Origin of the sequence: Pseudomonas monteilii NBRC 103158 = DSM 14164 (assembly GCF_000730605.1) — a bacterium.
Lineage (GTDB): Bacteria > Pseudomonadota > Gammaproteobacteria > Pseudomonadales > Pseudomonadaceae > Aquipseudomonas > Aquipseudomonas monteilii.
In genome coordinates this window covers 27,932-52,572 of record NZ_BBIS01000058.1, presented here as the reverse complement: position 1 = coordinate 52,572, position 24,641 = coordinate 27,932, and the positions used below count along the sequence as shown (strand labels likewise).

The following is a 24,641-nucleotide window of genomic DNA, read 5'->3' as shown; positions in this document are numbered from 1 at the left end:
CCCCGCTAAGGCGGGGTCGTGGGGTTTATCAGAATCGGAACATTGGATCACCTGTATCCACTGCACCATTCGGCGTTTGGCTGTTTGGCGTTGCAGCATCAGCTGATGGCATTTGCTGGCTAGCTGGCTTTACTTTGGGTGAAACCGAGAGGCTGATGAATGGTGCTCCACCGTCAACGCCTTCCTTACGCCATCCCGCGATCCGCATTTCGTGGTTGAAGCCGAAGCTCCCCGCGTAGTCGGGACCCTTTTCCTTCTTGTCGGCCTCCTTGAAGAGGCTCGCGTTGATGCCACCCACCGACAGCGAATAGAACTTATCGTTCGTACCCTGCTTCTGCTTGACCCAGACGGCTACCTCAAGCTTGAGCTTCTGGTTGCGCTCCTTGTTCAGCGGGAACTCCATGTAGCCGACCATCACAGGTGCTGCGTCAGACGTGCGGTTCTTGTTTTCAAAGATGGTTCCAGAGCCTTCACTCAATACCAGTGCAATAGACATGCGTTTCTCCAGATCTGATTTGGGGGCGTTTACGCCATAGGTTGTACTGCTGATATGCAGCACATGGTTGTGTATCCGCTATGTAACACGTAAACGTACGCTATATGAATCGAATGATAGCAGGTTGTGGTTTGGCTCCGTGAACCTAAAGCACGCGAAGGATAGGACGGTACTCCATTGTGGTGGTACAGGACCTACCTAGGACCTGCTAGCACAAACCGTGGGAATGGGTACTGGCCTATATCCGCTAATCGAGTCAGCCGTGCTCGCTCCCTAGTCAGCCCGGATGATGCCTGTCGGCTTTCCACAACCAGAGCTGACCGTTGGGTTTTGCCGCTAAAGGTTGAGTCGCTTGGGCAGCATCAAACCAGGATCTATGGCCTAGCATGAGACATCCCTTTTCACTGTGAAATGACAGGGACCAACCAGGCAGAGACACACGCCCTGGAACAGCGATCGAGGCGCCCTAGTTTTCACAGTGAAAAGTCTCAACCTTCTCGTGTTTCAAGCCTTGGCATGTGGCTCTGTACCTGGGAAACCTTTTCACTGTGAAAAGCCCGCGAGATGTTGATCGGCCTGCTCGTGTAAATCAGGTCTGGTCAGGCGACGCTTCGTTGATGCTCCGAATGATTGAGTCGCTTGGGAAGCATCAAGCTGTTCCCCCTTGGGGCAGCTCAGGTCTACCTTTTCACGGTGAAATGGTTGGAGCCACTCAAGTGGAGTCATCTACTGGAAAGTAGGTACATGCGTTAACAGCAAAAGCTGAGAGTCGTGGTACTTGGAACTTAGAATCTGGTGACCAGGTTTTCACAGTGAAAACCTGGCATGTCTCGTTCTAGCTGCTCTCGGCCAGTGGCTCTAAGCCGGGGATGCCTTTTCACTGTGAAAAGCTATCCATGATGAGGGTCGACCTGCCGGTGTGCATCAGGTGGGGGCGGAGCGACCGTACTAGCGTTACCCAAACAAGGGCTAAGGCGCTGGGTAGCATCAGCCCAGCAGCTCGGGACTGTTCCTTTTCACTGTGAAATGCAAGGCCCCCTCCGGCAAGACAGCTCTTAAGGTGCAACTGCATCCCATGGCCGGTAGATGGTTTGAGTCACACAGCCTGGATCGGAAAATGAGGCGCGATTTTCACAGTGAAAAAATCAGGCAGGTCGCGTGCTTGCGCCCTTGGCCAGTTGCTCAAGATCAGGGAGAGATCTTTTCACAGTGAAAAGCCCAGCGGGATGCGTATCAGCCTGCCCGTGATAACCGGCTCGCCTCACGACCAAGAACCTGGTTGTACCCAGTGAAAGGCTGCAGCTCTTGGACTGCATCAGGTCCCATTGAGTCGACGTTTGGGTATTCCCTTTCACTGTGAAAGGGCGGCTTAAGCCTATTTGAGGGCGTGGGGGCCTATCCTCGTCATCCCCAATGCTTGCCACTATATGTGGATCGTTCGAGCGCAGATGACGTCCAGGAAAGCTCATGATTTCACTGTGAAAGGGTGGTGATTAAAACCCTCGCCATGGGGTTGGTGTGCTTGCAGTTGATGCGTGGTCATTCACAGTGAAAAGACAGGCAGGCCGAGTGTAGGACTGCCCAGACCAGTCTGAGCAGCTGGTTCGTTCGCCGGCTCATGTTGAGGTGCTTTTCACTGTGAAAGGGTGAGCGGATCTGATCGGCACCGACATCAGCCTGTGGGAGATGCCAGTGATATCGCTCTCGTTGATCTTAGAGCTCAGTTCTGGAGCGCAGCCTGTAGCCGGCAGTCAGGACGGGGCTCCAGTCTCATTGGGAAGTGTGTATGAGAGCTACAAATTCCCCCAGTCGACGCGCAGTGGCTGGAGGCGAGGAGTCGGCCTGGGCGAGGGGCAAGCTCGATGGACCTTTTCACAGTGAAACGGTCTCCACGCGGGCATCTTCGTTGCTGCCCAAGCAGGTAGGACGATGTGCACAGTGGTAACTGTGCAGTGTGCAGTTATCACTGTGCAGTATGCAGTGAATGGTGCGTTGTGCGTGTTGGTTTGAGCAGCAAGATCTTCTCACCAGGCTAATGCCGACTGTTAAGTCAGACGCCTGGTCGCGACACCCTCGATGATGAGTGAAATTTTCACTGAGAAAAGATGCGAGCGATCTGATTTTCACAGTGAAAACTAGCCAACGGAACCTAGAATTTCACTGTGAAAAATAGGAGCTAAAAGGAGAAAACGCAGGATGAGATTTTCACAGTGAAAACGTGAAAAGCCAGAAATATCAGAGGATTAACCGGGGGAGGGCGTAGACGCCACGCCGCCGGAGGACCCGGCGGCGGAGTGGCAGCGAATTAGCTACGAGCTTTGAGCATCTCCTCGATGTAGGCGAGGACCTCCGCTGGATCAATGCCTTTGGGAGGGGTGAGGATCAACTTGCGCCCATCAATACGAGCATCCAATTGGGTGCGCTCTTTATAGTCGATCTGCCGTGGAGGGATTGGTGCTTGAGGAGAAGTCTTGCGCCGGACCTCGCCCTTGGCCCAGTTGATTGCGCTGTCCTGGGACGCACCTTCTTTAATTCGGTTGGCGGCTGCCAGTACGGTTTCAGTATGTCCCTTGTCAGCTAGAGCAACCATCTCCGAGACAACCCTATTACCAATCAGGTCAGGATCTTCTTCCAGCAGTGAAATGACACCCTCAGGCAGCTTGAAATAAGCAAGGCAGCGGCTGATCGTGGCCATGCTACGGCCGACACGGCGGGAAAGCTCTGCCTGGGATTGCACAACCTTGTCATCGAGAAGCTTCTTGTAACTCGCACCTCGCTCGAATTCAGTAAGGTCTTCCCGGGCGTCGTTGTCCGTAACCGACAAGATAGCCGCTTCAGCATCCGACAGATTACGGATGAGCGCGTAGATGTGGTCTTTGCGGAGCAGCTCATGGGCTAGGAACCGGCGCTCACCGGCAATCAGCTCGTAAGTACCGTCCGCGAGAGGGCGAACGATAATCGCGTTGTTGAGGCCTTTATCTTCAATCGTGTTTGCGAGAAGACCCAGCTTCTCAGGGTCGAACTTGCGGCGTGGCTGATACGTGCCTCGGCGTATGAGCGCCAAAGGCAAGAACGTCGCCTCGCCTGGCAAGCGCTCCCCGCTCAAGACTATGTCATCCAGGCTCGGCTCATGTACGTGGTCCGCCTGAGCAACTGGTGCACGCTCAAGCGGCTCTTTTGAGCTGCTGGTTTCCGCATCAAGGTCCATCTCACTCAGCACATCGCTCATCGGCCGGAGGTTGGCCTCCGGAATCACTTTAGGTACGTGAACACCTTGAATGCTGCTCGTACCCTCAGCCGTCGGGATTACGGTTGGTTTGCCAATTGGGCTAGAACTCCTCATTTACCCTTCTCCAAAACCGTTTTGATTCTGCCAACCATTTCCTCAAATACGCTGCGGAACGCCCCCAGAGAGTTTTCGCTACCTTGCTTCCAAAGTGAGAGAGGAACACCGTCTTCCAAGCTTTTCGAGTAGTCCTCGGAGTGGAACAACTGTTGCTCGGTAACCTTGCCGGGGAACAAGCTGGACAAGCGAGCGAGGTTAGCTTGTAGACGTGGGCGGTTGCGCATGTACATGGTGGGAATTGCAACGATCTCTGGGGCCCGGCCGAAATCGGAGCTCATTTCATTGATCTTGTGCGCCAGACGGGAAAGTGCACGGAAGGAGAATTTGTCCATACGGATAGGACACAGCAGGAAATCAGCAGCGGCAAGGCTGTTACGGGAAAGCATAGTTCCAGAGGGTGCGTTATCCATGATGATCACATCATAGCTCGACAGGTCGCAGTGCGGCAGAAGGCCTTTGCGGGCTCGCTCGATGAAGAGTGAATACCGGAAGTCGGCGCCCTGGGCATTCCGTAGCACAACGTCCATGTCGTCCAGAGAATCAAACGCTGGGATGAGGTGAGGGCCATGCTCGCCGAAAGGTTTCTTGATTACCTGGTCAAGCGTCATCTCTGTGAAGTTACCGAGGCGGATCAAGTTGCCGAGATGACCCTCAACAGCTCTATCAGCAGGGAGGCCAAGCTCTACAAGCTCTTCGGTTGTTTGGTCAGGATCATAGCCCAGCATGCTGGACACGTCGGCTTGAGGATCGTTGTCGATGATCAGGGTTTTGAATCCCGCCAAAGCGAACTCGATGCCGATGTTGCAGGTCGTGGTGGTTTTCGCGGTGCCACCCTTCTGTACGTACGTAGAGCAGGTGATGGGGCGGGAAAAGCCTTTAGTGTTTCCATTCCCGCGACGAATCGAGGCGATCAAAAACATGTCAGCGAGCGTGTAGCTACGAACCTCAACGGATCCACGAGCTACACGAGCGATGTTGAGGTCGTTTTCCTTCTCTATGGCCTTGAGGGTCTGAGTGCTTATCATCAAGCGTTCAGCCACAAATTGTGGGGTGAAGGTTAACTGAGTGAAATCAGTGAAAGTGTACTGATCGAGGGGAGTAGCAGCTGCAGTCATGTGATTTACCAGTGCCAAGTAGGTAGGATGACCGCATTCTCATACGAATCCATACGGTCAGACAAGCATAAATGCGTTTCTACCAGATAGAGATAGACCATAAACCGAAGTTTGTCATTAGGTCATATCTCGAAGAACCAGCTGTCAACCGCATGACTGAATTGATAGTTAGACCGTTTTGCGGCATGAAATGTCGAGGGTAGGGCGCTCAGGATTAGGTAAGGGAGAGGCACAAAACAAAGGACAACTAGGCAGGGGGCCTAGAGCGAGCCCCGCGGTTGGCCGGGCATCGAGCGAGGTGAAGTAGGTCACGGAGCTCATAGGTGTGTCGGAGCTCAGGGCTCAGCAGACCTGTGCAGCGCTTGGCGCGACCTCATTCTGCGGCAGCGGCCAGCCGCTCGACCTCGATGCCGGCGGCCTTTGGCCTGCGGCAACACTACCGGTGTAGTCGCGGTGTGCTTAGTGTTTGGACGACCCCTGCATGCAAAGCGTCGTCTTCTGTGTGCAGATATCGGCTGGTTGTTTCGATTTTGCTGTGACCAGCCAGCGCCTTGATCATCACCAGGTCGCCGGTAGCTTTAGCCAGGTGGCTAAAGCACGAGTGGCGGAGCCAGTGTGTTGAGGCCTCTTCAAGCCGGTCGGCTAAATCAAATAAGCTGCGCTCAACAGCGAGGGCTGCAGCGCGATGCATGATGTCTTTGATCGATTTCAGGATGGTGTCGTTATGGGCGCGTTTGAGCTTTGAGTTCGAGGCTAGGAGGAGGGGGGTTGTGTCCTTAACTGGAACCTCACGTGGCAAACCGAACGCTTCGCGATACTGCAGTAGGTCCTCATAGAGATCATCGGATATCGGTACATCTCGAATTTTGTTCCGCTTGCCCAGGACCTCCAACCACAGAACCCCGCTAGCAGAGCGCCTGATCTTGCCCATGGTTGCCCCAGTCGCTTCGAACGTCCGCACACCGGTCATGTAAAACAGGCTCAGCATGAAATGGTCACGGGCCCGTTTGCGTGGGCTTTTGGTCGCTGCAATAGCCTCGAATGCCAAGGCGATGGCAGCCTCGGGCAGCAGTCGCTTGATTGTTAAGTCCACTTCGACCTGTGGCTTTGCCACGAGCGATACGGGGTTCGCTTTCAGGCGTCCACCCTTGATCATCCATTTGTACATGCTGCCAATCTGGATCAAGGCATACTGCTGGGATGCTTTGCTAAGAGGTCCTGCAAATGGTCTCCAGTCTGGGTTCGAGCGCTTGTGCTTTGTAGGCGATACCCAAACCTCAGTCGGCTGGGGGTTATCCATAAAGTCGATGTACTGGTTGATGTCCATCACCGTGATCTGTGAGAGCTGCTTACCCAGGGTGTGCATTGCCCAGAGAATGAACCTCTCCACTTCCTTTTGCATAACGCGCCTGGTCTTCGGATTTTTTCCTTTGGCATGGAGCCACATCCAGGCTGCTTCGATGTCGCTATCCGCTTGGATTACATCGACCTGATCAAAGTCGTCAGCTGACTCGCGATCGAGCAGAGCAACTTCTGACTTGGCCTGGAGGTAAGGAATTCCGTGTACGGCTGGAGAGTTCGTGCTCATCGTATGTCTCGCGTTTTGCCGTTGTAGACAAGGCAGTCGTCAATCTCATCGGGCTCGAACCAGCGCTGCGCCCCTGATGGTGCTTCGCACTGGTACTCTTCCTGTGCACCTCCAGCCGAATCGACGCCTTCCCGTGTGGCGATCACCACCAGGATGGCCCCATACGCTGCAAAGTTGTCGATCTCCCTGTCGACGACAAGCTCGGCGCCGCGGGTTAGGTACCGTCTCCAACGATAGCCGTCGGTATAGGCACCGGCGAAATCGTCGTCATCATCGTCATCATCATCATGATCCCAATTGAAAGGCTTGGGTGTCGCAGCAGGGGGCGCTATCGCTTGAGGCATTTCAGGCGATGCTTCATGGACTGCATTTGTCTTGCGCGGCCGTTTTGTTGGTGGCGCCAGCACTAGTCGAGCTGCCTTAACGGCGGCCTGTTCGTTAGGGCTCAGTGTAGGTAGAGCTCGCGCCAGATCGTCCCATTTACAGTCTCGGTCGTCGTCTGCTGCGATGCGACTCATGTGCTCAGGGCGAATTGACCATCGGCAAGCCACATCTGCCATGCGCCATCCCTTCTGAACGATCAGTTGCTTGAAGTCATCTCGGGACAGTTTCCCCGGGCGCAAGAGCAGCAGCCCACGAGAAATCTTTGCATTTTTGGCTTGATCCACAGCGCAAGTCTTTTGTGGTGAAAGCCCTGATTTTAGGGCCTTTCATGGTGAAATCAAGTGGCTGGATGAGCTAGGTGGACTATGTCCGGTAAGCCCTGAAATGAGCCCAAATAACCGGATCCTCACGCGCTCCTGTGTGAAATCTGACGACGTTAGCCCCTGCGAGTTGATCAGAATCGACGTAGGAGCGGCATTCGAGGGCGGTTCAAACAAACCCTGGACGGCGCTGCGGCTCATGAGCAAGGTGAAGCTGTGCTTTTACTATGTCCTCGGAAGTAATTCTTAGGATGCTTGCGGAACTAATTCCCAGACCATGGCGTTTTTCCTCCAAGTCCACGAATTACTTCCGGCCGTTGGCTGTCATGCCTCGGATCGTGTGGATTGCCGCCGGCGTCCGTCTGCTCGACATAGAGGGCTTCTGCAGGTTTTCTGCAACTGGTCGGACCTTGGCCGGGCAGCGGTCGCTCCGTGCTAAGCTTTGGAGGATGAGCATGGATCGATTCGACGATGGTGCTCCGCGGATGCCATGCCGCTTTGCTTTAGCATGTTTAACTGTGGTTGTGCATTTTTCGCATATATGACTGTGGTTTCGCATTTTTAGCTGACGTAGACACTTGATCTCCAGCGCAAGCAAAATTTCCAGAACCCCTTGTCCATAAGGGTTTAGCGAGAAATCAAAAACGCCTCTCTGTAAAGCCAGCTACTGATAGCGATGGGCTTTTAGAGGGGCGTTTTTTTGCCATCTGAAAAATTCGTGATAATCGGAGATATTCACGAGTTTCGGCTCGCATCGATAGGGATCGTATGATACACAGTACATTTTTGCAGTTTTGGGGGCGTGGGGGTAAGCTCCCCCCTGGGCCGCGCCACCCCGTCTGATGGCGCGACCTAGGCGCAAGCCAGCCTCTCGTCGAGATCGTCGACGCCCAGCCTTCTGACTTTACCTATCTACCTATCAGGTTACGCCTAATGACCAGCACCGGAATTTCATCTGACAAAAGGCTAAGTACGCGGGATCTTGTGCATGTCTACGCGAGGAAGCTACTTGATGCGGGGCGCGAAGTGCGCCAGGCGGATATTCGTGAGTGCATTTACGTCAACCACGACATAAAGGCCTCGCCCAACCTGGTGTACGAGGAGATCAAGAAATTCTGGAGCGAGATAGGCCCTGTCCTGAGTGCCAGGCTGCGAAGACCTGGTGTTCCTGACGCGGTGTGCGAAAAGCTCGATGAGGTCTGGGATGTGGCCCTGAGAGCGGCAGCTGACTCCCATGCGGTTGAGCGTAAAGCCCTTGAGGCGGAGGCCGCAGCCGCCGTAGTTGCGGCAAAGGTGGCGCAGGAGAATGAACGGACTGCTTCAGCGAGCCTTGAGGCCCAGCGCCGAGAGCTGGCCGGACTCATGGCGGACAAGGAGCGGCTGACTGTCCAATTGGATCAGGTGAGCGCTGATGTTCGACAGCTCCAAGCAGAGCTCGCAGATCTCAATGCAAAGCTCGTTACCTCAAGCCAGTCGCATAGCGAGGAAATCAAGCGCCTTCAGGAAGTGCACCACGGTGCAATCGAGCGCACCCAGGAGATGCATCGTGGAGAGCTTGAGCGCCTTCAGGAGCAGCTCAAAGCAGCCAACACGGCGACAGAGACTGCCCAAGCGAAGGCCGAGACCGCCCGGGTTGCCGCAGAGCAGCACCTTGAGAAAACCGAGAACCACTTGATGATGGAGACCGCAAGGGTTCGGGACGATGAGAGAGCCAAAACAGAGAGGGTCAGCAAGGAGTTGCAGCAATCGTTGACGCTGGTTGACCAGTTAAGGATTCAGCGATCGAAAGCCACTGACGAAGCGGCTGAGATGCGTGGTCGGTTAGAGGCTACCCAGCAGGGGCTGCGCGCCCTAGAGGCCCAGAACAAGGAGCTGAGAGAGTTGAACACCACCCTGCAGACTGCCCTGCTGGAAGGCTTGAGGGATGCTAAGGCGGGATCGCTAGCGGCAGACGAATAGTTTGCTATATTGTCATTTTGTCAATTTGTCAAGTGTTTGTTGATTATTTCCGATGGATGGTGGTATCTTTGTGATGCATCATTTGGTGCACCAACATAAATGAGGAAATCACATGGAAATCAACCGCAAGACTTCATCGGACACCGACACCAACCTGAAAGCACTTCTGGATGTGTTCGCCCAAAACAACTTCCAAACAGTCATCTTTTTCGCAAGTCCTACCGTCGGTGGATCAGATCATGATGGTCCAGACACGAACTGGCCATTGATGGCGGCCTTGGTTCAGACCCTTCAAGGCAATTATGATATTTACGATGGATTGTTCCTGACCGCAAAACGGTACCCGCGCTACATGGAGGTGAAGAGCTTGCTGGATGCAGCCGTAGCGGTTAGCAACGGGAGCGTCCACTATGCGCCAGCACCGCTGCCGTTCACTGCTGGTAAAACGGAGGAGGACGCTCTTGCTATGATGCTTTCAGTCCAAACCAAGGTGTTTGACCAAGATTCGCGAGCGGATTATTTCAGGCTGCTGAGTCGAGTGACCGAAAAGCAGCTCGCTGAAATGAACTACTGATCATGCCTCCCTGGCTTTCTACGTGACAGCCAGGGAGTCATGGTCAGGGTCAGTAGCTCATAGGTACCAGTTGCATCGGTGCAACCGGAATGCCCACCATCACCACTCCAGGTGCAGCCTCTACAGTGGGCAACTTCTCGGTTCGAATCAGCGTGCTCAATTTCAGTTTAGGGTCGTAGATCATCAGGTCGGCCTCCAGCACGTAATCAAATCCATCCCTTGTCCCACAGATCGGAATTTCTGCCGCTTTCACTGCTGCGCGGATACCTTGCAGCTGCTCAGCTGAGCTGGTTTTTTTCTTCCTAGGTGCAACGAATGCAGTGAAGTTGGCGCCCGCCTCTGCAAGTGCCTTGAGTGCCGCAGCCTCGGCAGCCGGGCTTACCCTCCGCGTTGGCACAGCGTCTGGATCAGGGATAGCTACCGCTACAGGAACGGAAACGTCTGGGGCGTCATTGTTCGGTACAGTGGCAGGGGCAGTACCCTCTTGTTCTGGCGCTGAAGACCCACTTTGCTCGGTTGTATCCGCCAGCAGGGGCTCACTGACCGCGAACGCGCCGAACACATCATCAACATCATCGACGTCATCGTTACCAGGCTGCCCAGATTCCAGATTTAGGAAGTCATCCTCTGGTTCTGCCTCTGGCCCCGGCCCAAACGAGCTGAGCGACAAGCTCTGTAGATCGTCGTCTAGTAGGTCGTCATCATCACCGCCGCTCACGATCGGGTCGTCATCATCCAGTGCCGCTTGCGCTTCAGCTGACATACCAGTTGGAGCGTCGTGCTCGTCGCTGGCCTCGTTAGCCGTGGTGCGGGCTGGCGAGGAGCTTTGATGTTCGTTTGCATCGGTCGTCATAGCACCTGGTTTCGCTCCACTGGTGACAGCAGTTGCAGGTTGACCCTGCTCCACATCAGGCTGAGCTTGTGGTGCTGGTGCTGGTGCTGGTGCTGGTGCTGGTGCTGGTGCTGGCTTCTCTTCCTGCTTGCCGGCGATGTTCACCTTCGCTGCAATCTCAGCGCTGAATCCGCGAGCAACAATCGCACGAAGCGCATCAGCTTCAGTGATACCCAGGTTGTGTGTGAACAATGGGCGCTCGATGTCCAGTTTGGTACCCATGTTTGGCAAACCACTGAGGCCGGCAAGCTCGGGGGTCGTGGCAACTGGCAGTACGATGATGCAAGGCTCCCAGGTAGTCAGATGTGCACCTGTTTGCGCGTTGCGCAATGACACCGAGTACATCGGCAAGAACCGGCTCATGTCGGCATGATTGTGCCGCGAGTACAGCAGCCCTTTTTCTTGGAGTGTTGTCATCAGGTTGAGGGTCATGCGGTAACGACCCTCACCCTCCTCCAACGACCAGCCCATTTTGGCCAAGATGAGAGACCGTAGGTCCTTTTCCCTGATGACGATCAGTCCGTCATGCTTCTGAGCAATTTTGAGTGTGGAGTCTTTGGCCTGGTCACCGGTGCCGTTTACCCTGCCGTACTCCGTGATGATTTCGACGAAGCAGTGATAAATGGCGTTGGACTCGTCCTCAGAAATCTCGTGATCACTCAGTGTCTCTGTGATGCTCGACTCGGCCATGCCGGTCTTCTTGTCTGCCAGGATCAAGAACTCCATGAGGGCTGTCATGCGGTCATCCAGGCTAAGGCCATTGCGGTCAACCGGGAAATCACTTGGGTGGTGGTAATGTGCGATGACCAGGTTCACGGCTTGTCGATCGCGCGCAGGGAGGGCCCAGTATTCTGGGAAGCGAGCAAGAATTCGCGCACCCAGGGCGTCGTGGGAGATGCGGTTGTCATCTTGAGGGGTGAGCGCTCCGCCCTCCTCTTGGGTTTTCACGCTACCGTCGGGTAGGAGGACGTAGGCTTCGAGCTTCCCGATATCGTGCGCCAGGCCCAGAATCGGGATCAGTGGATCAGTAGCGTCAAATCGATATTCCTTGTTCTTCAGGTCGATGATTTTGAACTTGGGCTTTCCACGGGCCTTTATGTAAACCCCGTCGAATACGTAAGTGCCAGCGTCCTCCAGCGCGGTGTCTGCCACGGCCAGACAATGCTCCCAAAGCCGACGATTTCCGTGCCCCCCTTTGCGATGCGATGCGGGGAAGTGAGCATGTGCAGAATAGGTATCCCAGATGGCCCAGAAGAACGCTACATGGGCTGGCCACTTCTTCTCATTGGCGGCAACCCAGGCGAGCACTTTTTTGCTTGCGATAGGTAGTCGCTTTGACGCAGCCTCGACGCGAGGTAAAGCCAAAGTGGGCATAGGAACTTTGCCGAGCGTCGAGCGGGCGCCGTTGAGGATGTTTCCTTTCTTGCCGGCGTACAGCTTGTTCAGTGCAGACAACCTGGTGAACCAGATGAACCAGACACCGATGAACAGGCCGGAAACAACACCCAGGATCCAGTGTGAGACGTTGTAGCCCACCAGAGGCCAGCTATCTAAAAACTCCATAGGAGAGCCGCCGAAGGCCCGGGCAGTGAGCAAAAGCCACCAGAAACCGAACACGATGGTCGTTGCGCGTATGACCTTGTTGTTGGTGTTCACAGAAAAGCTCCGCTGTCTGTCTGGATCGTTGGAGACGGCGCCCCGTCAGAACTGGCTGGTTGTTCCTTCGGTACCGGAGTCCCGTTGTTGTCTTTCAAGGTGTTAGAGCACCCACCGCCCCCCTTCACAAAGCCACTGCAACCCCAGAAAGGAGACTTTTCAGCGTTCCGCAGGTACATAGGTTTGCCGCAGAGGTCACATGGAAATGACTTTGGCCGCTCCACTGGATCGCCGTCGCGATCATTCATCGTGTGGTTGCACTGCTCTCGATCGACGCAAGCCCAGAAGTGCCCTTTGGCCACTTTGATTCTGCGCATGCCTCCCTGACATTTCGGACAGGAAACGAAATTCCCTTTGGAGTCCTTGGTATTCGCCGTCGGGTCGAAGTAGAACTCAACCTTTCCGGTGTCGAGCAGCTTAAGACCGGCCTCGAACTTGGTGGATTTCTTCGGGTTCACAAAGCCCTTGAGCCCAAGCACCACCTTGTCGCGAAGCAATGTTTCTGCTTCTGATACCTTCAACATGCGGCCGGCAATCTCCCGCCATATCGAAAATCCGCACTGCCGCTCGCACATGAACGTTCGGGCCTGGATCTCAACTGCGCCACCACAGGTGGGGCAAAGAGCGCCAAGCTTCTTGACCTGGACACCTGCGTATTTGTTCTTGATGGTGTCGAGGATTTCCGTCGTCAACTCTGCAAGCTCGGACTTAAAAGCGTCCCGCTTGTACGCCCCCTTTTCCATCTGACGGAGCTTGTGCTCCCATTCCCCGGTGAGAACTGGCGACGTAAGGGCATCGATGCCGTTGTCGACCAGGAAACGGTAGACAGTCATCCCCTTTGCACTGGGAGCAAAGTACTTCTTCTGCTGGATGAGATAGGGCTCTTTCTTTCGGCCGGCACCGTCCTTGGTGGATTGGAGCGATTCGATCATTGCAGAGCGCGTGACCGGTGTACCCAGCCCCCGCTCTTTCATCGCCTCACGAAGGTCCTCATCCTCTACCAGGCGCCCTGCCGTCTCCATCGCGCCCAGCAACGTGTCCTCGGTGTACCGTTCTGGAGGCTTGGTTTTGAGCATCTTCAGCTCGATGCCCTGCGGAGTGACTGACTCTCCCTTGACGTACCGTGCGAGCTCTTTCTTGTCGTCGGAGTCACCATCTCGATCGGTTGCGTCTTCGACGATCCCGGCTCCGTAAACCACCATCCAACCTGGGGAGACAAGCACACGGCCAGTCGACCTGAAGAGTTCGTCAGCCACCGTCGTAAGCCGGACAGTCACCGAATACTCAGCCGCTGGATGGAAAACGGCTATGAAGCGCTTGACGATCATGTCATAGATTTTCTGAACGTCCGGCTCTAGGTCCCCTGCTCGCTTTCCGGTCGGAATGATTGCGAAGTGGTCCGACACCTTCGTCGAGTCGAAAATCTTCTTGTTGGGTCGCACCCAGCCTTCATCTAGCACGCGTTGCGCGTGCTCTGCATAGGGGGTTCCTCCAAACATCCCCATGACCTTCTTCGTGTCATTGATTGCGTCATCAGGGAGGTAAGCCGAGTCTGTTCGTGGGTAAGTGGTGAGGCTGAGCTCCAGGTAGAGCTTCTGCGCAATCTCCAGCGTGTAAGCTGCAGAAAATCCAAGCTTGCGGTTCGCCTCGCGCTGCAGTGAGGTGAGGTCGTATAGCTTGCCAGGGCCTGTCTGGGCAGGCTTGACTTCATCCACCACACTGCTCGGTGCTACTCCAGAGCACTTGCTGATCAGAGCATCCGCTTTTGCTCGATCCATGATCCGGTGCTGGGATCCGCCCCTCGCCTCGGAGGGCTGTGGTGCCACCCACTTGCCGGTGTATTTACCAGCGGCCACCCCAAAACTGCCGTGCACTTCCCAATAGGGAACCGGTCGGAAGGTTAGAATGGCCAGCTCCAAAGCACAAACCAGGGACAGCGTTGGGGTCTGCACGCGGCCGAGCGGGAAGATTTCAGCTTTGGCTGTCTCACGCTCGTAGAGGCGGGAAATCCCCCGACTTGCGTTAATGCCTACGATGTAGTCGCCCTCGCCTCGTATCTCTGCCGCCATTGCAAGGTTGTCGAAGTCAGCGCCGGGCTGCATATTCTTGTATGCCTGTCGGATGGCGTCATCGACCATGGATCTCATCCACATCCGAAGCATCGGCTTTGTGCACCCAGCCATCTTGTAAATGAGCCGAAAAATCAGTTCACCCTCGCGGCCGGCGTCACACGCGTTCGCTACAGCAGTGACATCCGGGCGCCGCATAAGGCGTTGAAGCACGTTGTAGAACTTGGCCTTGGGCTCGATGACCCTCAGGTCGAATTGATCAGGGATCACTGGCAAATTGCCGATGTCCCGCCCGGCCTTGGCCATTTCCTCGGAGTGGATTTCAACCAGGTGGCCGGCCGCGGGGGCAAGAATTGCGTTCTCGCTCTCAAGCCATGTTTCCACCTTACTGAAGCCCCCGACCGCTTGCGCGATAGAGACCGCTACGGTTGCTTTTTCAGTGATGATCAGTGTCTTGCCCATTGCGGCTTAGTCTTCCAATACAGAATTTGATTTCTTCCTCAGCTGCCGGCTGTGACTGATGGCTGAGAAACAAAAAAGCCACCGACTCCAATGCTGGATCTCGATGGCTTCACGAAACGAGTTGAGGCAGCCTCGCTTAAGCGTCTTGTTGCTCACCTGGGGTTGCAGGCTTGCTTGCCGACTCAGAACCAAAGGCCGAAGCGAACAAAGCGCTGCGTTCTGCACCGCCTTCTTTCGGTTGCGAAGCTTGAGTGCCGTGGCTCTTGAACAGTTCAGCGGCCCAGCCCGGCACGATCTTGATATGACCTGAATCGGGGGTCACAGGAGCCGGCATGTCTTTGGCCTGGATGTATGGGATCTTGGACACCTCAGCGATCCCTGTTTTCTCGTCAGGCAGGGAGATGGCCTTGACGTCCATACGGAACTCACCGTTGACGATGATGGGCATGCCGCGGGCAAGTTTTTCGGACAGCGGCTGCAGGTTACGCCCATACCACCGAACAGGGATGCAGGCATCGGTGTCTTTCGACTGTCGAATCAGCACCACCAGGCGGTCGTTGATTGGCGTACCGTCCACGGGGTGTCGCCGGTTGCGTTCCAGATTCTTGGCTTGGATGAAGCCTGCAATGCGAATCTGGTTCGAGGCGTTTTTGTTGAGATCCATCGCCTTCCAGTCGAAGGAGTCGAGACGGTCTTCAGTACCTGCGCCGGGCTGCTGCTCCAGCGCTGCAACCGAGGCCGGAGTGCCAGAGTCTTTTGCGGCGGCATGTACGACAGCATCCCACTTCCGCATAAAGTCATCCCGGAAGCGGCCGCCCAGGTGCATAAGGTTCGGCGCCTCGAAACGGATGCTCTTGAGCCGTGCAATACGGTTTTCACCCTGCATGGCGCCATCGGTGTGAACGAACGCCATGATGAGGTCCCACTCCTTGATCTCCCGAGGAATCGGCGACTTTTTGGGGTCGTAGTGGATGGGAAGCATGTGGTTTTCCGAACGGGTCTGCTGGATGAAACAGAGACCTTCGACCGGATCATTGAACCGCAGGACGCCGGCGATGTAGCCAGAGTTGAGCATCCCGTTTGGATACGAATAGGAATCAGGCTTCCGCTTTGCGTCCTGGGGCAGCATTGAGTACCTCGATACGTGAATGGCGTGGTTTACCAAAGAATACGCAACACGTACCAATAATACAAGACGAATCAAAATCGCCTTGTCTCGCGTGAAGCGCCCGCAGAGCTACCGGCACAGGGACACACCAGGTCAAAAAAGTCTCTTTTTCCACCGGAACAAGAGATTTGAATCTTGTTGTTAACTGTGTAGAATCTTTTCCATTTAATACTGGATTTCTCTGCTTTATTTGTTTAGAGAGCGTCCCGAATCATGTTAGACGCCGCGACCAAACCGGAGCCGCACAATGCCCAAAGCTAGCGACAAGACCGCAAGTGAATCGACAGGACGGCAGTCTCAAGCGCCTGCCAAAGCACCTGCAAAAGCACCTGCAAAAGCTGCTGCAAAGCCAGTAGCTCGAAAACGTGTTGCTGAGGCCGAGGCACAGGCTCCTCAGGCTGCCGCCACGCCTAAGAGACCTCGTGCCTCAGCCAAGGCCAAAGCAGCGCCAAAAGAAACTTCACCTGCAGCAAAAAGCACTCGAAACACCATGCCTGGCTCCCGCCTCGTCAAGCTGATTAAGAAGGTGATCGTCGATCGAGGGCTGCCCGACCGTGCAATCGCCGATGTCATGGGTATCACAGTCATCTACTGGAACTCCCTGGCTAACGGGAATCGCCAGATTCGGTCGCTTGGCAAAGAAAAGCTGTCGTTGGTGGCCGACTTCCTTGGTCTTCCGCTCATCCAAGTTTACAACCTGGCTGATTTCTTCACGCCAGAAGATTTTGTCTACAAAAAAGATCTTGATGAGCAACTCTGGCTGTCGATTGAGAAGATGGGCAGCGATCCCACCTGGGTTGGCTATATCCCGAAACAGGAAGAATGGGATCAAACTCCTCTTGCCGTTCGCATGACCATGGTGTTGCTGTATGAGCAGCTCTCTGGGCGCCAGCTGTTGGCTAAGGCGGAAATCGAGCTGCCTCATCTGAAAGGCTCGCCGACTGCTTAATCCATATCCATAGAGAAAAAAGAAACCCCGGCCATTGACCGGGGTTTTTTGTGGGTTAGAAAATGAACGCAGTTGTTGATGCCTGCGAGTTCGTATCCGATGCTGCCGCCTTCTCAGGCTCGATTACGGGTTGATCAGCTGCTGTTCCAAAGAAGACATTATCTTCTGACTTACGACCAGTTGGAAGTGGTGGGATCACAGAGACTTCAGGGACAATAGTCACCTCATCGTGTTCAACTTGTGGCTGAACAGAGGAAGGCGCCGAATTACTGAAGAAAGCGTTGTCTTGATCGACTACTGAGGCCGGATCTGACGCTTCTACACTCAACGGATCAAACTCAGTCGCATGATCTCCAAGAATCTTTTCAGGATCCATGCAGAATGACAGCAAGCTTGATACTTGAATGTAAGCAAGTCCTTCAATGCTCGGTCCGCTAGGGACAGCCGCTAATACCGAAGCACACATCTTTTCCAGGTTAGAAAACTTGCTTGAGAGAACGCTCATCGCTTCAGCTTTGTCCTGAACGCGACGAATCAAGCCCAAGATCCTTGATGTGGTTTTCCCGTTGCCTTTGCGAGTCCAGGAGCGATTAACGTCCTCCGCAATCTCTAATGCAGCTTGCCCGACTAGGCCTTTGACCTCCTTTTGAAGCGCATCATCTTCACCAAAGTAGCTGGTGTCGTTGATACGAATCGCCGAAGTGTCGAATGTCAGCATCCTTTCAAGTACTGAAACCTGAGGAGCATGCTGGCGGATCAAGTCTGCACGAGACTTACCACCCTGTGTTACACCTGCGTTAGTAGCCGAACTAGCCCAGTCCTCTACCATTTTTGGAAGACCGCTGAGGAATGTAGCTTTCTCCTCTAGGTACTTCTCTTTAATCGCATTAAGTACTTTTGCAAGCTCTTTGGCGTGTTGAGTAGGAACGAAGTACCCTCGGATACGATTGTTCACCTTGCGAGATACCCCTACCTTGAGAATCTCCCGCTTTGCTTCCGACCGGTACTTGTTGACCCAGGCAAACGAGCCTGAAGGCAGCATGCGGCCAACCTCACGGATGAAGTCGTCGCCATCAACAGTCTTCTCACCGGTGCTGCCACCAATGATGTAGTCAAAAAGCACCACATCCTGAAGGATGCTGATACCCAGGTCATCGGTTTGATTGGTTGTGCTCATGATGGCTCTCCTGAAATTGAAAGAACGGATCCCTTGCGAAAGACCCAGTGTCAGGAGATGTCTCACAGGCGCCCATAAACGAAAAAACCCCGGCGAACCGGGGTATGGTGAGGCGTTAAACGGTACCGACGATGGTCGACCAAGTCTTCAAGATCGACGTGGCTTCATCGTGTCGAGCAAAATCCAGAACCGTCATTTGGAGAGCTAGTTTTTGGCTTTCCTCGGTCGTTTTCCCCATCTGCATGAGCAGCCTGTAGTTCATCGCCCAGTTCAGCACGTTCCGGGTGGTGATTGTGAAGTTAAGGGCCATGCCACCAGCCCCTGCGTCCTCAGTCAGAGCAATGAAATTGGCTCTGATCTTGGCAGCCAGGGTTGCCATCGCTTGCGCGATGACCACGGGGGTGCCGGTCTGCTCAACAATGAGGCTGGCCTCCCGGCCTTCCTCCATGTAGGTGCAGTACATGACGTTGAAACGGTCAATCGTGGCGATGTTCATTTTCTTCGTGCCCCTGTAACCCGCAGCACTACCTCCTTTACCGCCAGCTGAACCGCTACCATTCGTGTTGCCGGTAGCTGCGATCAAACAACCTGGCGCGATGTGAATCAACTCGCCAGTCTGATCAAGGAAGATTGGCTTACCATCGAGGATCCCGTTGAGGCCCATTTGGATCTGAGGTGGTAACTGATCGAACTCGTCCAGGAGAAGAATGGAGTTAGGGGTTTTAGCCCACTGACACACCTTCCCGTAGATCCACTGCATCCCGTCAGGACCGCAGAGTTTCCAGCTACCGAACAGGTCGGAAAGCGTAGACTCCTCTGAGCACTGGACTGTAAACACCGATCTGCCCGTCCGTGACGCGAAGGCCTCTACCAGGGTTGTTTTGCCGGCGCCAGAGGGGCCGTAAATGTAGGTCGCTTTCTTGATGGAGGCCTTGAAAAAGTCCTGTGCAAGTCCAGCTGAGGCTGCCCAAACGATCAAGCGAGTTAGTAAATCCGGATCAAAACTGTACGGAACAATTTTTGGGGTGAACCGGGTTTCCTTGAAGATTTTGGTCTGCAAGCCAACAAAAAATGGCGCGTCGGTACCAAAAACTTCTGGTGCAAGACGAACAGCGATTGGGTTGAGTGTGTCGATTACGGCGTCGAGTTGTGGCTCATTGATGGACTGAAAAGCGGTCATGATCGATTCCCTGTAGGCAATGGATGGCCTCTTGCGAAGGCCTGGTACAAGGGGATGCCTAACACGCGTGTAGAAGAATAAAAAAACCGGACCCCAAGGAGTCCGGCTGGTCTTACGTTGTGGTCTATACGAAACCCTGCTTAAGCGCCGCAAATACGGCTGTAGCCAGGTCGTTGTCAGTCTTAGCTACACCACAGGCCATCCCAGCATCCTGGAATAGGTTGTAGTGTTCATCACCGATCAGGACGAAGCGTACTTCGATTCCCATGAGCGCTGCCTCGTCAACGGCCGACCTCAGCATGTCGCTGTTACCTGGGTCGCCATCGGTGATCACAATCAGGATCCTGCGCGCCTCTGGCCGGTCAATGAGTTTCTTCAGCGCCCATACCACAGCAAGGTGAGTTTTCGTTTGTCCCTTGGGAGTAGGCATATACCGTTGCAGCGTGCTAGCCAAGCTATCTTCAAATGCGTGCCATTCCCGAACCACTGTGTTGTAAGTGGCAATTCCGACAGGTATGGACGTATTATTCAGCACCTCACCCACTGCGACCGAAACACGGTTACAAGCTTCTTGCGCTGTGATCCTGTTGTCGTCCTTATCTTTTTCAGGTTCGGGTCCAAGTCGACTTTTCATGGACAAACTTTCATCACCCAACAAATAAAAGCAGGTGTCGATTTCCTCCGCTTGCTTTCTTTTGGTGAAGATCTGATCGTCGCCTACTGCGTACCGCCAAAGTTTTCTGGTGTTGAGTCTTCCCTCATTTGTTGTCAAAACTTCATTTTGAGTAATAGCTTCAATAAACTGCTCGAAGGTTGCAGATAGCATTGCTGCCGTTTTCTGAGCACCAGCCCGAAGAAGGCGTCGATTTTCAAATGACCCACCAGACTTCGACAGACTCATTTCCTGCATCTCGTTTGATAAGTCTGGTTGATATCCGCCAGCCCGATTCTGATTGATCCCAGGCAGGCTAGAGCAAATTATATCTTCCAGTCCTTTTGCGTAACTTCCGCAGTCACTCTGGCTTGCGCTAAGGACTTGGTTGAGAGCGTCTGAGATATCTCCTGGTTGACCTTTCCCTTCAGTCTGACCCGGAGAACCGGGCTCGCCTTGCGTCTCGGACGGGCTACCAGGGCCTTGCTTGGGCGCAGCTGTTTGTTGGTCCTTGGCAAGTTTCAGCAGATCGACAATTTCATTAGCAGCTTTGTTTGCTCCCAGAGTATCTGGTGCATTGCAGCCTTTCACAGCAATAGCCTTGACTTGATCAACCAGCGCCGAACCAAAAGTTTCGACAGCAAGAGCACGATAAGCGACAGAGAACTCCTGCAGGCAGGTTTGTTCAAGGAGCTCGCTACGAAGCTCAGTGACCAGCCAGGCGACCAAGATTGACTGAGGGGTTTCTTGGCCAGCGATAGGCCCGTGAAAAATCCCTCTTTTCTTCAGGATCTTTAGGGCGTTGTGGATATTGGTGTTGGCTCCACGAAAGCGTGGCTTTGCCAAAAGCTCACCACGCGGATCCTCAAGAACGTTCAGCAATGTTCCGGAGATATCTGGTTTCATCACGACGGAGAAATCCGTGTGAAGGCCATGGCAGAGGATTTCATGGTCGAGTAGACCATTAATCAGTTCGAGATCTTCATCAGTACCCATAGCAGCAGTCTGTGGCAAGGTCAGTAGCAACCCGCCAGACTCCTGGTGATCAGGGCCAATCGAAGCCGTTTTGATATTCCCCCAGATGATGCGCACCCGTCGACCCGCCTTGTTCGCTTCCGCGATCAGCAGATGGGTGTAAAGGTAAATGTGACGCATCGAGACGTTGGACTTTGCAGGAAGCTGCGCTTGAGCGAGATCCATGGATATCCCCTGTTGTTGAATGACGGCATCGGCTATGCCTACGCCTTACAAAGGGGGATGCTTGACACGTGATTAGAAGATCACTGGTCAGTCAATGGCAGCTCGATGCCATGCTTCATCAACTGGTCGCGAAGAGCACCATGGAGGTCCTTCATCAGTGCTTCGCCGTCAAGTGAAGGCGCTGGAGGCTGTACTGGGGCCGGCGACAGTGATTGATGGTCTAGGGGTGGCAGTAGCGCCCGCCCGTTGGCTTTGTAACGGGCGATATAGTCCTCGACAATGTCGCGCAGGAGTGCAGAGGGTGTGAGGCCTGGATGGGATGACTGCGACATCTCTGCGACGATCGCTTGAAAGTCCTCTTCGGTTGTCCGACTTACCCTGGTCGACAGCGGTTGATCAGCGCTCTCGCGACCAGCGAAGTTTATTTTCTCTGCCTGGCTAAGGTATGGCTCCAAGATCGGTGCCATCAGATCACGCACGACCTCGTCGTCCACATACTGGAAGCATTGGATTTTGACGGTTCGACTCAAGAAGCCTATGAGTATTGGCGAACTCTCAACTGCCTCAAGCAGGCGCAGCTCAGCGACGGCGTCATTCGCATACTTCCAGATGGTAGGCAGGCTGATGACATACATGCGGCCGACATCCCGGGCTATGTCCCCTGCGAGTAGCCGCTGGTAAATCGCTACCTTGACTGCGAGCGGTGTTGATTTTGCGGCCAATTTGACCTCCCTATCTATTGCTGAGCCGGAATGAGGCCCGCTTGTACAGCCCCGGCCTCTATTTCACCACGAGTGAGGCTCAGGCCAAAAAATAGAGGTCGCGTGGCACCAGATTGTCTCTCGCCCTCTAGGCTAAGATCGCCATAGCCGCGACTCTCCGCATCCTTTTCGGCCAGTACAAACCCGTCATTGCAAGCGGTCAGCAGCCTCAAGCGTGAGGACGCTGACTGTTTGATTGGACTGGGTAGATACATGATGAAGAATCCGCGGCCTCCTTTCCGAGCTACTCGGCCACGGAGCTGGTGCAACTGAGCTACGCCGAAGTGTTCTGGACTCACTGCAACCATCAGTGTCAAACCCGGGAAGGTTACCCCAACCTCGATCACAGTTGAGGCGACTAACAGCTTGATTTGGCCAGATTTCATCTTCTCTATGGTTTCAGTTTTGGCCGACTCGGGAAGGCTGCCGTGAATGTAACCTACATCGTCTCCCAGAAGCCTCCGGAAACGTTCGTAGGCTGCCTCCACAGCATTCCGAGTGTCTGCCTCACCATTCACCACGGGGATAGACGAACGCAGCCTGTCCGCCCTGTTTGATGATCTGCATAACCAGATCATGCAGTTTCTGCCTGGCGTTGTGGGTGATGATCCTTGTGACGATATCCCGCGGTACCGGGGTGGACCTCAGGATTGAGATCGGTAGCCCGCCCAGTTGGACCAGCGCCACTGTTCGCGGGATCGCGGTTGCTGTTGATTCAAGGAAGTTGGTATGAGGCGCGATGAGCTTCTTTCGCTGAGCTACAGAGAATCGTTGCTGCTCGTCAGCGATGACCAGGTCAAAGACGATCCCTTCTTTGCTTGCTGCAGAAATAACTGCTGTGGTGCCCACCACGATTCCAGATGACAGGTCGATCTTGGCTTTCCCAGCAGGGCCTACAACGGTGACAACTGGAATCTCGTAAAAGAGGCTGCTCAGCTCAGCCGCCAGTTGCTGCGCGAGGATCTGGCCAGGCGCGATAATGGCGACCCTGGCCCCAGCGAGATAGCTCGCGGCGGCTGGAATCATGAACGTGAATGACTTGCCGGTACTGACATCGCCCGACAATATGCGCTGCATTGGATAGGGTGACCTTAGGTCTGACACGATCTCATCGATTGCTTGGAGCTGGTCAGCAGAAGGCTTGAAAGGTGCTCGCTTGATCAGGTCAGCCACCTGGTCCCGGTCGATTCGCAGGAGAGCCCCCTTCACTGCCGGGCGGTTCCGATGCGCTTCGACGCGATTAACCAACGCCTGTATGCAGACGGCCTTGGCAATTCTCACCGCCTCCTCTCCCTCCCGGACTGAAAGGGGTGAATGCAGGTTGCGTAGCAAGTCAGCAGGGTCGTTGAGGCCTGTGAACTTTCGAAAGTCATCCTCGTGCATCAGGGCCTGTTCCAGCAACAGGCAGGTGGCCTCATTGATGTGCGCCATAGCCGCGGTGACGGCTTCGCCAAGAACTTCGGCGCTCACCTGATTCTGCTTGCCCTGGTAGACAGGCATCACACGTCCAATCATCGCCGGAGGTATGACCATCGGATTCGACATGGTAGGCCGCCCTTCGAAGGTGACCACCTCACCGTAAGTGTGCACAGTTGCGCCAAAGTCGTACCCCATCCACGGTTCGATCGAAGGCTTACCTATCAAGTTGATGTGCAAGCGCTGCCCTCGCCCGTCAACCACCTTGACGTATCCGCGGAACGCTCCTTTGACTTCTTGCAGTGCAACGCCGCTACGATCAAAGATCGCTCGCTCAATCAAGGTCAGAGCCATGTATGAGGCCTGCCCGATATCTGGCAAGGGAAGCACCTCAATGGGCTCGTGAAAGTCCCTGTATTCCTTTGGTACCGTCAAAAGGCACTCGGGCAGCGTTGTGAACCCCAAGCGAGTAAGTCGCCCTATGTCATGCATAATCAGATTTCGTGGCTGGTGATCGAGGATGGATAGTCACGCGTAACTATAACCCATGAGAATCAAAAGTGCTTGGCGCAAAAAAGCCCTAGACGATGTATGTCGTCTAGGGCTTTGGGGTGCAACTTTTTAGTGGCTGACCCGAGAGTCGCCTGTTTGGCCTGTGATCAAACGAACCGAATCACCAGGGGCAAAGGTCTCTGCTGGATCTTTGGCCTGGGTGACGGCCTGCAAGCTGCCGTCGCTGCTCATTTTCACAGTGATTTCGATCCCGTCAGCATCATGGGCTTTCTTGTCGACTGCTGCACCAATCGCTGCGCCGACCGCGCCAGCGACAACCATTACGGCCAGTTGTCCCAAACCACCACCGCCATTGCTGCCGGCGATCGCTCCGAGGGCACCACCAGCCATACCGCCGATCGGTGAAGGCTTCCCGTTGATTTTCACGTCACGGACTGAGTAGACAACGCCGAGCTCAACCTTCATTTTCTGCATAGCAGTTGCTTGGGAGTAGTCCCGGCTGGTCATATTCGAAGCGCAGCCAGACATGACAGTAGCCGTGGTGATGATCAGCAGAGTAGCGATGAGCTTTTTCATAATATGCATCCTTGAATTAGAGGTTTGCTTTGAGAGCGCGGATTTGAGGATCTTTGGTTAGCTTCACATTGACGGTATGTGCAACACGCGCTTGTAAATCGCAGCAAAAAAAAATCAGGAGCCGTTATGTGCTCGTGTAACTCATCTCTTAGGCCTCACATTAATCAGCCCGTGGTCTGGCGCATATT

18 protein-coding genes are annotated in these 24,641 nt (G+C 54.5%); 3 read left to right on the top strand and 15 right to left on the bottom strand.

The window, feature by feature from the left end; translation table 11 throughout:
• Nucleotides 1–28: 28 nt before the first annotated feature.
• From PM2_RS25785 to PM2_RS31260, 5 genes are all read right to left on the bottom strand, one after another.
• Nucleotides 29–496, bottom strand: coding sequence for a hypothetical protein (locus PM2_RS25785; RefSeq protein ID WP_004574778.1), 468 nt, complete (start codon nt 494–496; stop codon nt 29–31).
• A 2,305-nt stretch (nt 497–2,801) separates the two neighbouring features.
• Nucleotides 2,802–3,725, bottom strand: a complete 924-nt coding sequence (locus PM2_RS25780; protein WP_169739405.1) for a ParB/RepB/Spo0J family partition protein — start codon at nt 3,723–3,725, stop codon at nt 2,802–2,804.
• Between the two features lie 110 nt (nt 3,726–3,835).
• Entirely contained in the window at nt 3,836–4,957 is a 1,122-nt protein-coding gene (locus PM2_RS25775; RefSeq protein WP_004574780.1) for a ParA family protein, read from the bottom strand.
• Nucleotides 4,958–5,393: 436 nt separating this feature from the next.
• Nucleotides 5,394–6,545 (bottom strand): tyrosine-type recombinase/integrase, encoded by a 1,152-nt coding sequence (locus PM2_RS25770; RefSeq protein ID WP_004574781.1) that lies wholly within the window; start codon nt 6,543–6,545, stop codon nt 5,394–5,396.
• Nucleotides 6,542–7,213, bottom strand: a complete 672-nt coding sequence (locus tag PM2_RS31260; RefSeq protein WP_169739404.1) for a hypothetical protein — start codon at nt 7,211–7,213, stop codon at nt 6,542–6,544. Before PM2_RS31260 ends, PM2_RS25770 begins: the two co-directional genes overlap by 4 nt.
• Nucleotides 7,214–8,182: 969 nt before the next feature.
• On the opposite strand from PM2_RS31260, the gene PM2_RS25760 reads away from it, so the two are divergent.
• Complete coding sequence (locus PM2_RS25760; RefSeq protein ID WP_016486991.1) at nt 8,183–9,208, top strand: DNA-binding protein; 1,026 nt, start codon at nt 8,183–8,185, stop codon at nt 9,206–9,208.
• Between the two features lie 112 nt (nt 9,209–9,320).
• Nucleotides 9,321–9,782, top strand: a complete 462-nt coding sequence (locus tag PM2_RS25755) for a hypothetical protein (protein ID WP_016486990.1) — start codon at nt 9,321–9,323, stop codon at nt 9,780–9,782.
• A gap of 49 nt (nt 9,783–9,831) precedes the next feature.
• Here the strand turns inward: PM2_RS25755 and PM2_RS25750 are convergent, their stop codons facing one another.
• The 3 genes from PM2_RS25750 to PM2_RS25740 form a co-directional block, all read right to left on the bottom strand.
• The gene (locus tag PM2_RS25750) at nt 9,832–12,330 is read right to left on the bottom strand and encodes an HD domain-containing protein (protein WP_028699878.1); all 2,499 of its coding nucleotides are present in this window, start codon (nt 12,328–12,330) and stop codon (nt 9,832–9,834) included.
• Nucleotides 12,327–14,861 (bottom strand): DNA topoisomerase, encoded by a 2,535-nt coding sequence (locus PM2_RS25745; RefSeq protein ID WP_016486988.1) that lies wholly within the window; start codon nt 14,859–14,861, stop codon nt 12,327–12,329. The genes PM2_RS25750 and PM2_RS25745 overlap by 4 nt, the downstream gene beginning before the upstream one ends.
• 136 nt (nt 14,862–14,997) lie before the next feature.
• Entirely contained in the window at nt 14,998–15,990 is a 993-nt protein-coding gene (locus PM2_RS25740) for a hypothetical protein (RefSeq protein ID WP_028699877.1), read from the bottom strand.
• A 286-nt stretch (nt 15,991–16,276) separates the two neighbouring features.
• Here PM2_RS25740 and PM2_RS25735 point away from each other — a divergent pair, with 286 nt between their 5' ends.
• Complete coding sequence (locus PM2_RS25735) at nt 16,277–16,978, top strand: XRE family transcriptional regulator (protein WP_231995374.1); 702 nt, start codon at nt 16,277–16,279, stop codon at nt 16,976–16,978.
• A 55-nt stretch (nt 16,979–17,033) separates the two neighbouring features.
• Here the strand turns inward: PM2_RS25735 and PM2_RS25730 are convergent, their stop codons facing one another.
• The 7 genes from PM2_RS25730 to PM2_RS25705 form a co-directional block, all read right to left on the bottom strand.
• Nucleotides 17,034–18,155 carry a DUF3150 domain-containing protein gene (locus PM2_RS25730; protein ID WP_016486985.1) on the bottom strand — a complete coding sequence of 374 codons (1,122 nt, stop codon included), beginning with the start codon at nt 18,153–18,155 and terminating at the stop codon, nt 17,034–17,036.
• Nucleotides 18,156–18,270: 115 nt separating this feature from the next.
• Nucleotides 18,271–19,335, bottom strand: a complete 1,065-nt coding sequence (locus PM2_RS25725; protein WP_016486984.1) for an AAA family ATPase — start codon at nt 19,333–19,335, stop codon at nt 18,271–18,273.
• Nucleotides 19,336–19,459: 124 nt separating this feature from the next.
• Nucleotides 19,460–21,187 (bottom strand): VWA domain-containing protein, encoded by a 1,728-nt coding sequence (locus PM2_RS25720; RefSeq protein WP_016486983.1) that lies wholly within the window; start codon nt 21,185–21,187, stop codon nt 19,460–19,462.
• 80 nt (nt 21,188–21,267) lie between these two features.
• Nucleotides 21,268–21,822 (bottom strand): hypothetical protein, encoded by a 555-nt coding sequence (locus PM2_RS25715; protein WP_169739403.1) that lies wholly within the window; start codon nt 21,820–21,822, stop codon nt 21,268–21,270.
• A gap of 101 nt (nt 21,823–21,923) precedes the next feature.
• Nucleotides 21,924–22,526, bottom strand: a complete 603-nt coding sequence (locus PM2_RS31655; RefSeq protein WP_080641048.1) for a helicase-related protein — start codon at nt 22,524–22,526, stop codon at nt 21,924–21,926.
• The gene (locus tag PM2_RS31650; RefSeq protein WP_231995373.1) at nt 22,456–23,718 is read right to left on the bottom strand and encodes a DEAD/DEAH box helicase; all 1,263 of its coding nucleotides are present in this window, start codon (nt 23,716–23,718) and stop codon (nt 22,456–22,458) included. The genes PM2_RS31655 and PM2_RS31650 overlap by 71 nt, the downstream gene beginning before the upstream one ends.
• A gap of 267 nt (nt 23,719–23,985) precedes the next feature.
• A complete protein-coding gene (locus PM2_RS25705; RefSeq protein ID WP_016486979.1) occupies nt 23,986–24,453 on the bottom strand; it encodes a membrane protein in 468 nt (155 codons plus the stop codon).
• Between the last annotated feature and the right edge of the window lie 188 nt (nt 24,454–24,641).

Excerpts from the sequence above, each read along its gene's own strand:
- PM2_RS25780 (WP_169739405.1), bottom strand. The coding sequence starts at position 3,725 with ATGAGCGATGTGCTGAGTGAGATGGACCTTGATGCGGAAACCAGCAGC.
- PM2_RS25740 (WP_028699877.1), bottom strand. The coding sequence starts at position 15,990 with ATGCTGCCCCAGGACGCAAAGCGGAAGCCTGATTCCTATTCGTATCCA.
- PM2_RS31655 (WP_080641048.1), bottom strand. The coding sequence starts at position 22,526 with ATGATCTGGTTATGCAGATCATCAAACAGGGCGGACAGGCTGCGTTCG.
- PM2_RS25730 (WP_016486985.1), bottom strand. The coding sequence starts at position 18,155 with ATGAGCACAACCAATCAAACCGATGACCTGGGTATCAGCATCCTTCAG.
- PM2_RS25745 (WP_016486988.1), bottom strand. The coding sequence starts at position 14,861 with ATGGGCAAGACACTGATCATCACTGAAAAAGCAACCGTAGCGGTCTCT.
- PM2_RS25775 (WP_004574780.1), bottom strand. The coding sequence starts at position 4,957 with ATGACTGCAGCTGCTACTCCCCTCGATCAGTACACTTTCACTGATTTC.
- PM2_RS25770 (WP_004574781.1), bottom strand. The coding sequence starts at position 6,545 with ATGAGCACGAACTCTCCAGCCGTACACGGAATTCCTTACCTCCAGGCC.
- PM2_RS25735 (WP_231995374.1), top strand. The coding sequence starts at position 16,277 with ATGCCCAAAGCTAGCGACAAGACCGCAAGTGAATCGACAGGACGGCAG.
- PM2_RS25760 (WP_016486991.1), top strand. The coding sequence starts at position 8,183 with ATGACCAGCACCGGAATTTCATCTGACAAAAGGCTAAGTACGCGGGAT.
- PM2_RS25755 (WP_016486990.1), top strand. The coding sequence starts at position 9,321 with ATGGAAATCAACCGCAAGACTTCATCGGACACCGACACCAACCTGAAA.
- PM2_RS25725 (WP_016486984.1), bottom strand. The coding sequence starts at position 19,335 with ATGACCGCTTTTCAGTCCATCAATGAGCCACAACTCGACGCCGTAATC.
- PM2_RS25720 (WP_016486983.1), bottom strand. The coding sequence starts at position 21,187 with ATGGATCTCGCTCAAGCGCAGCTTCCTGCAAAGTCCAACGTCTCGATG.
- PM2_RS25715 (WP_169739403.1), bottom strand. The coding sequence starts at position 21,822 with ATGTATGTCATCAGCCTGCCTACCATCTGGAAGTATGCGAATGACGCC.
- PM2_RS25705 (WP_016486979.1), bottom strand. The coding sequence starts at position 24,453 with ATGAAAAAGCTCATCGCTACTCTGCTGATCATCACCACGGCTACTGTC.
- PM2_RS25785 (WP_004574778.1), bottom strand. The coding sequence starts at position 496 with ATGTCTATTGCACTGGTATTGAGTGAAGGCTCTGGAACCATCTTTGAA.
- PM2_RS31650 (WP_231995373.1), bottom strand. The coding sequence starts at position 23,718 with ATGGCTCTGACCTTGATTGAGCGAGCGATCTTTGATCGTAGCGGCGTT.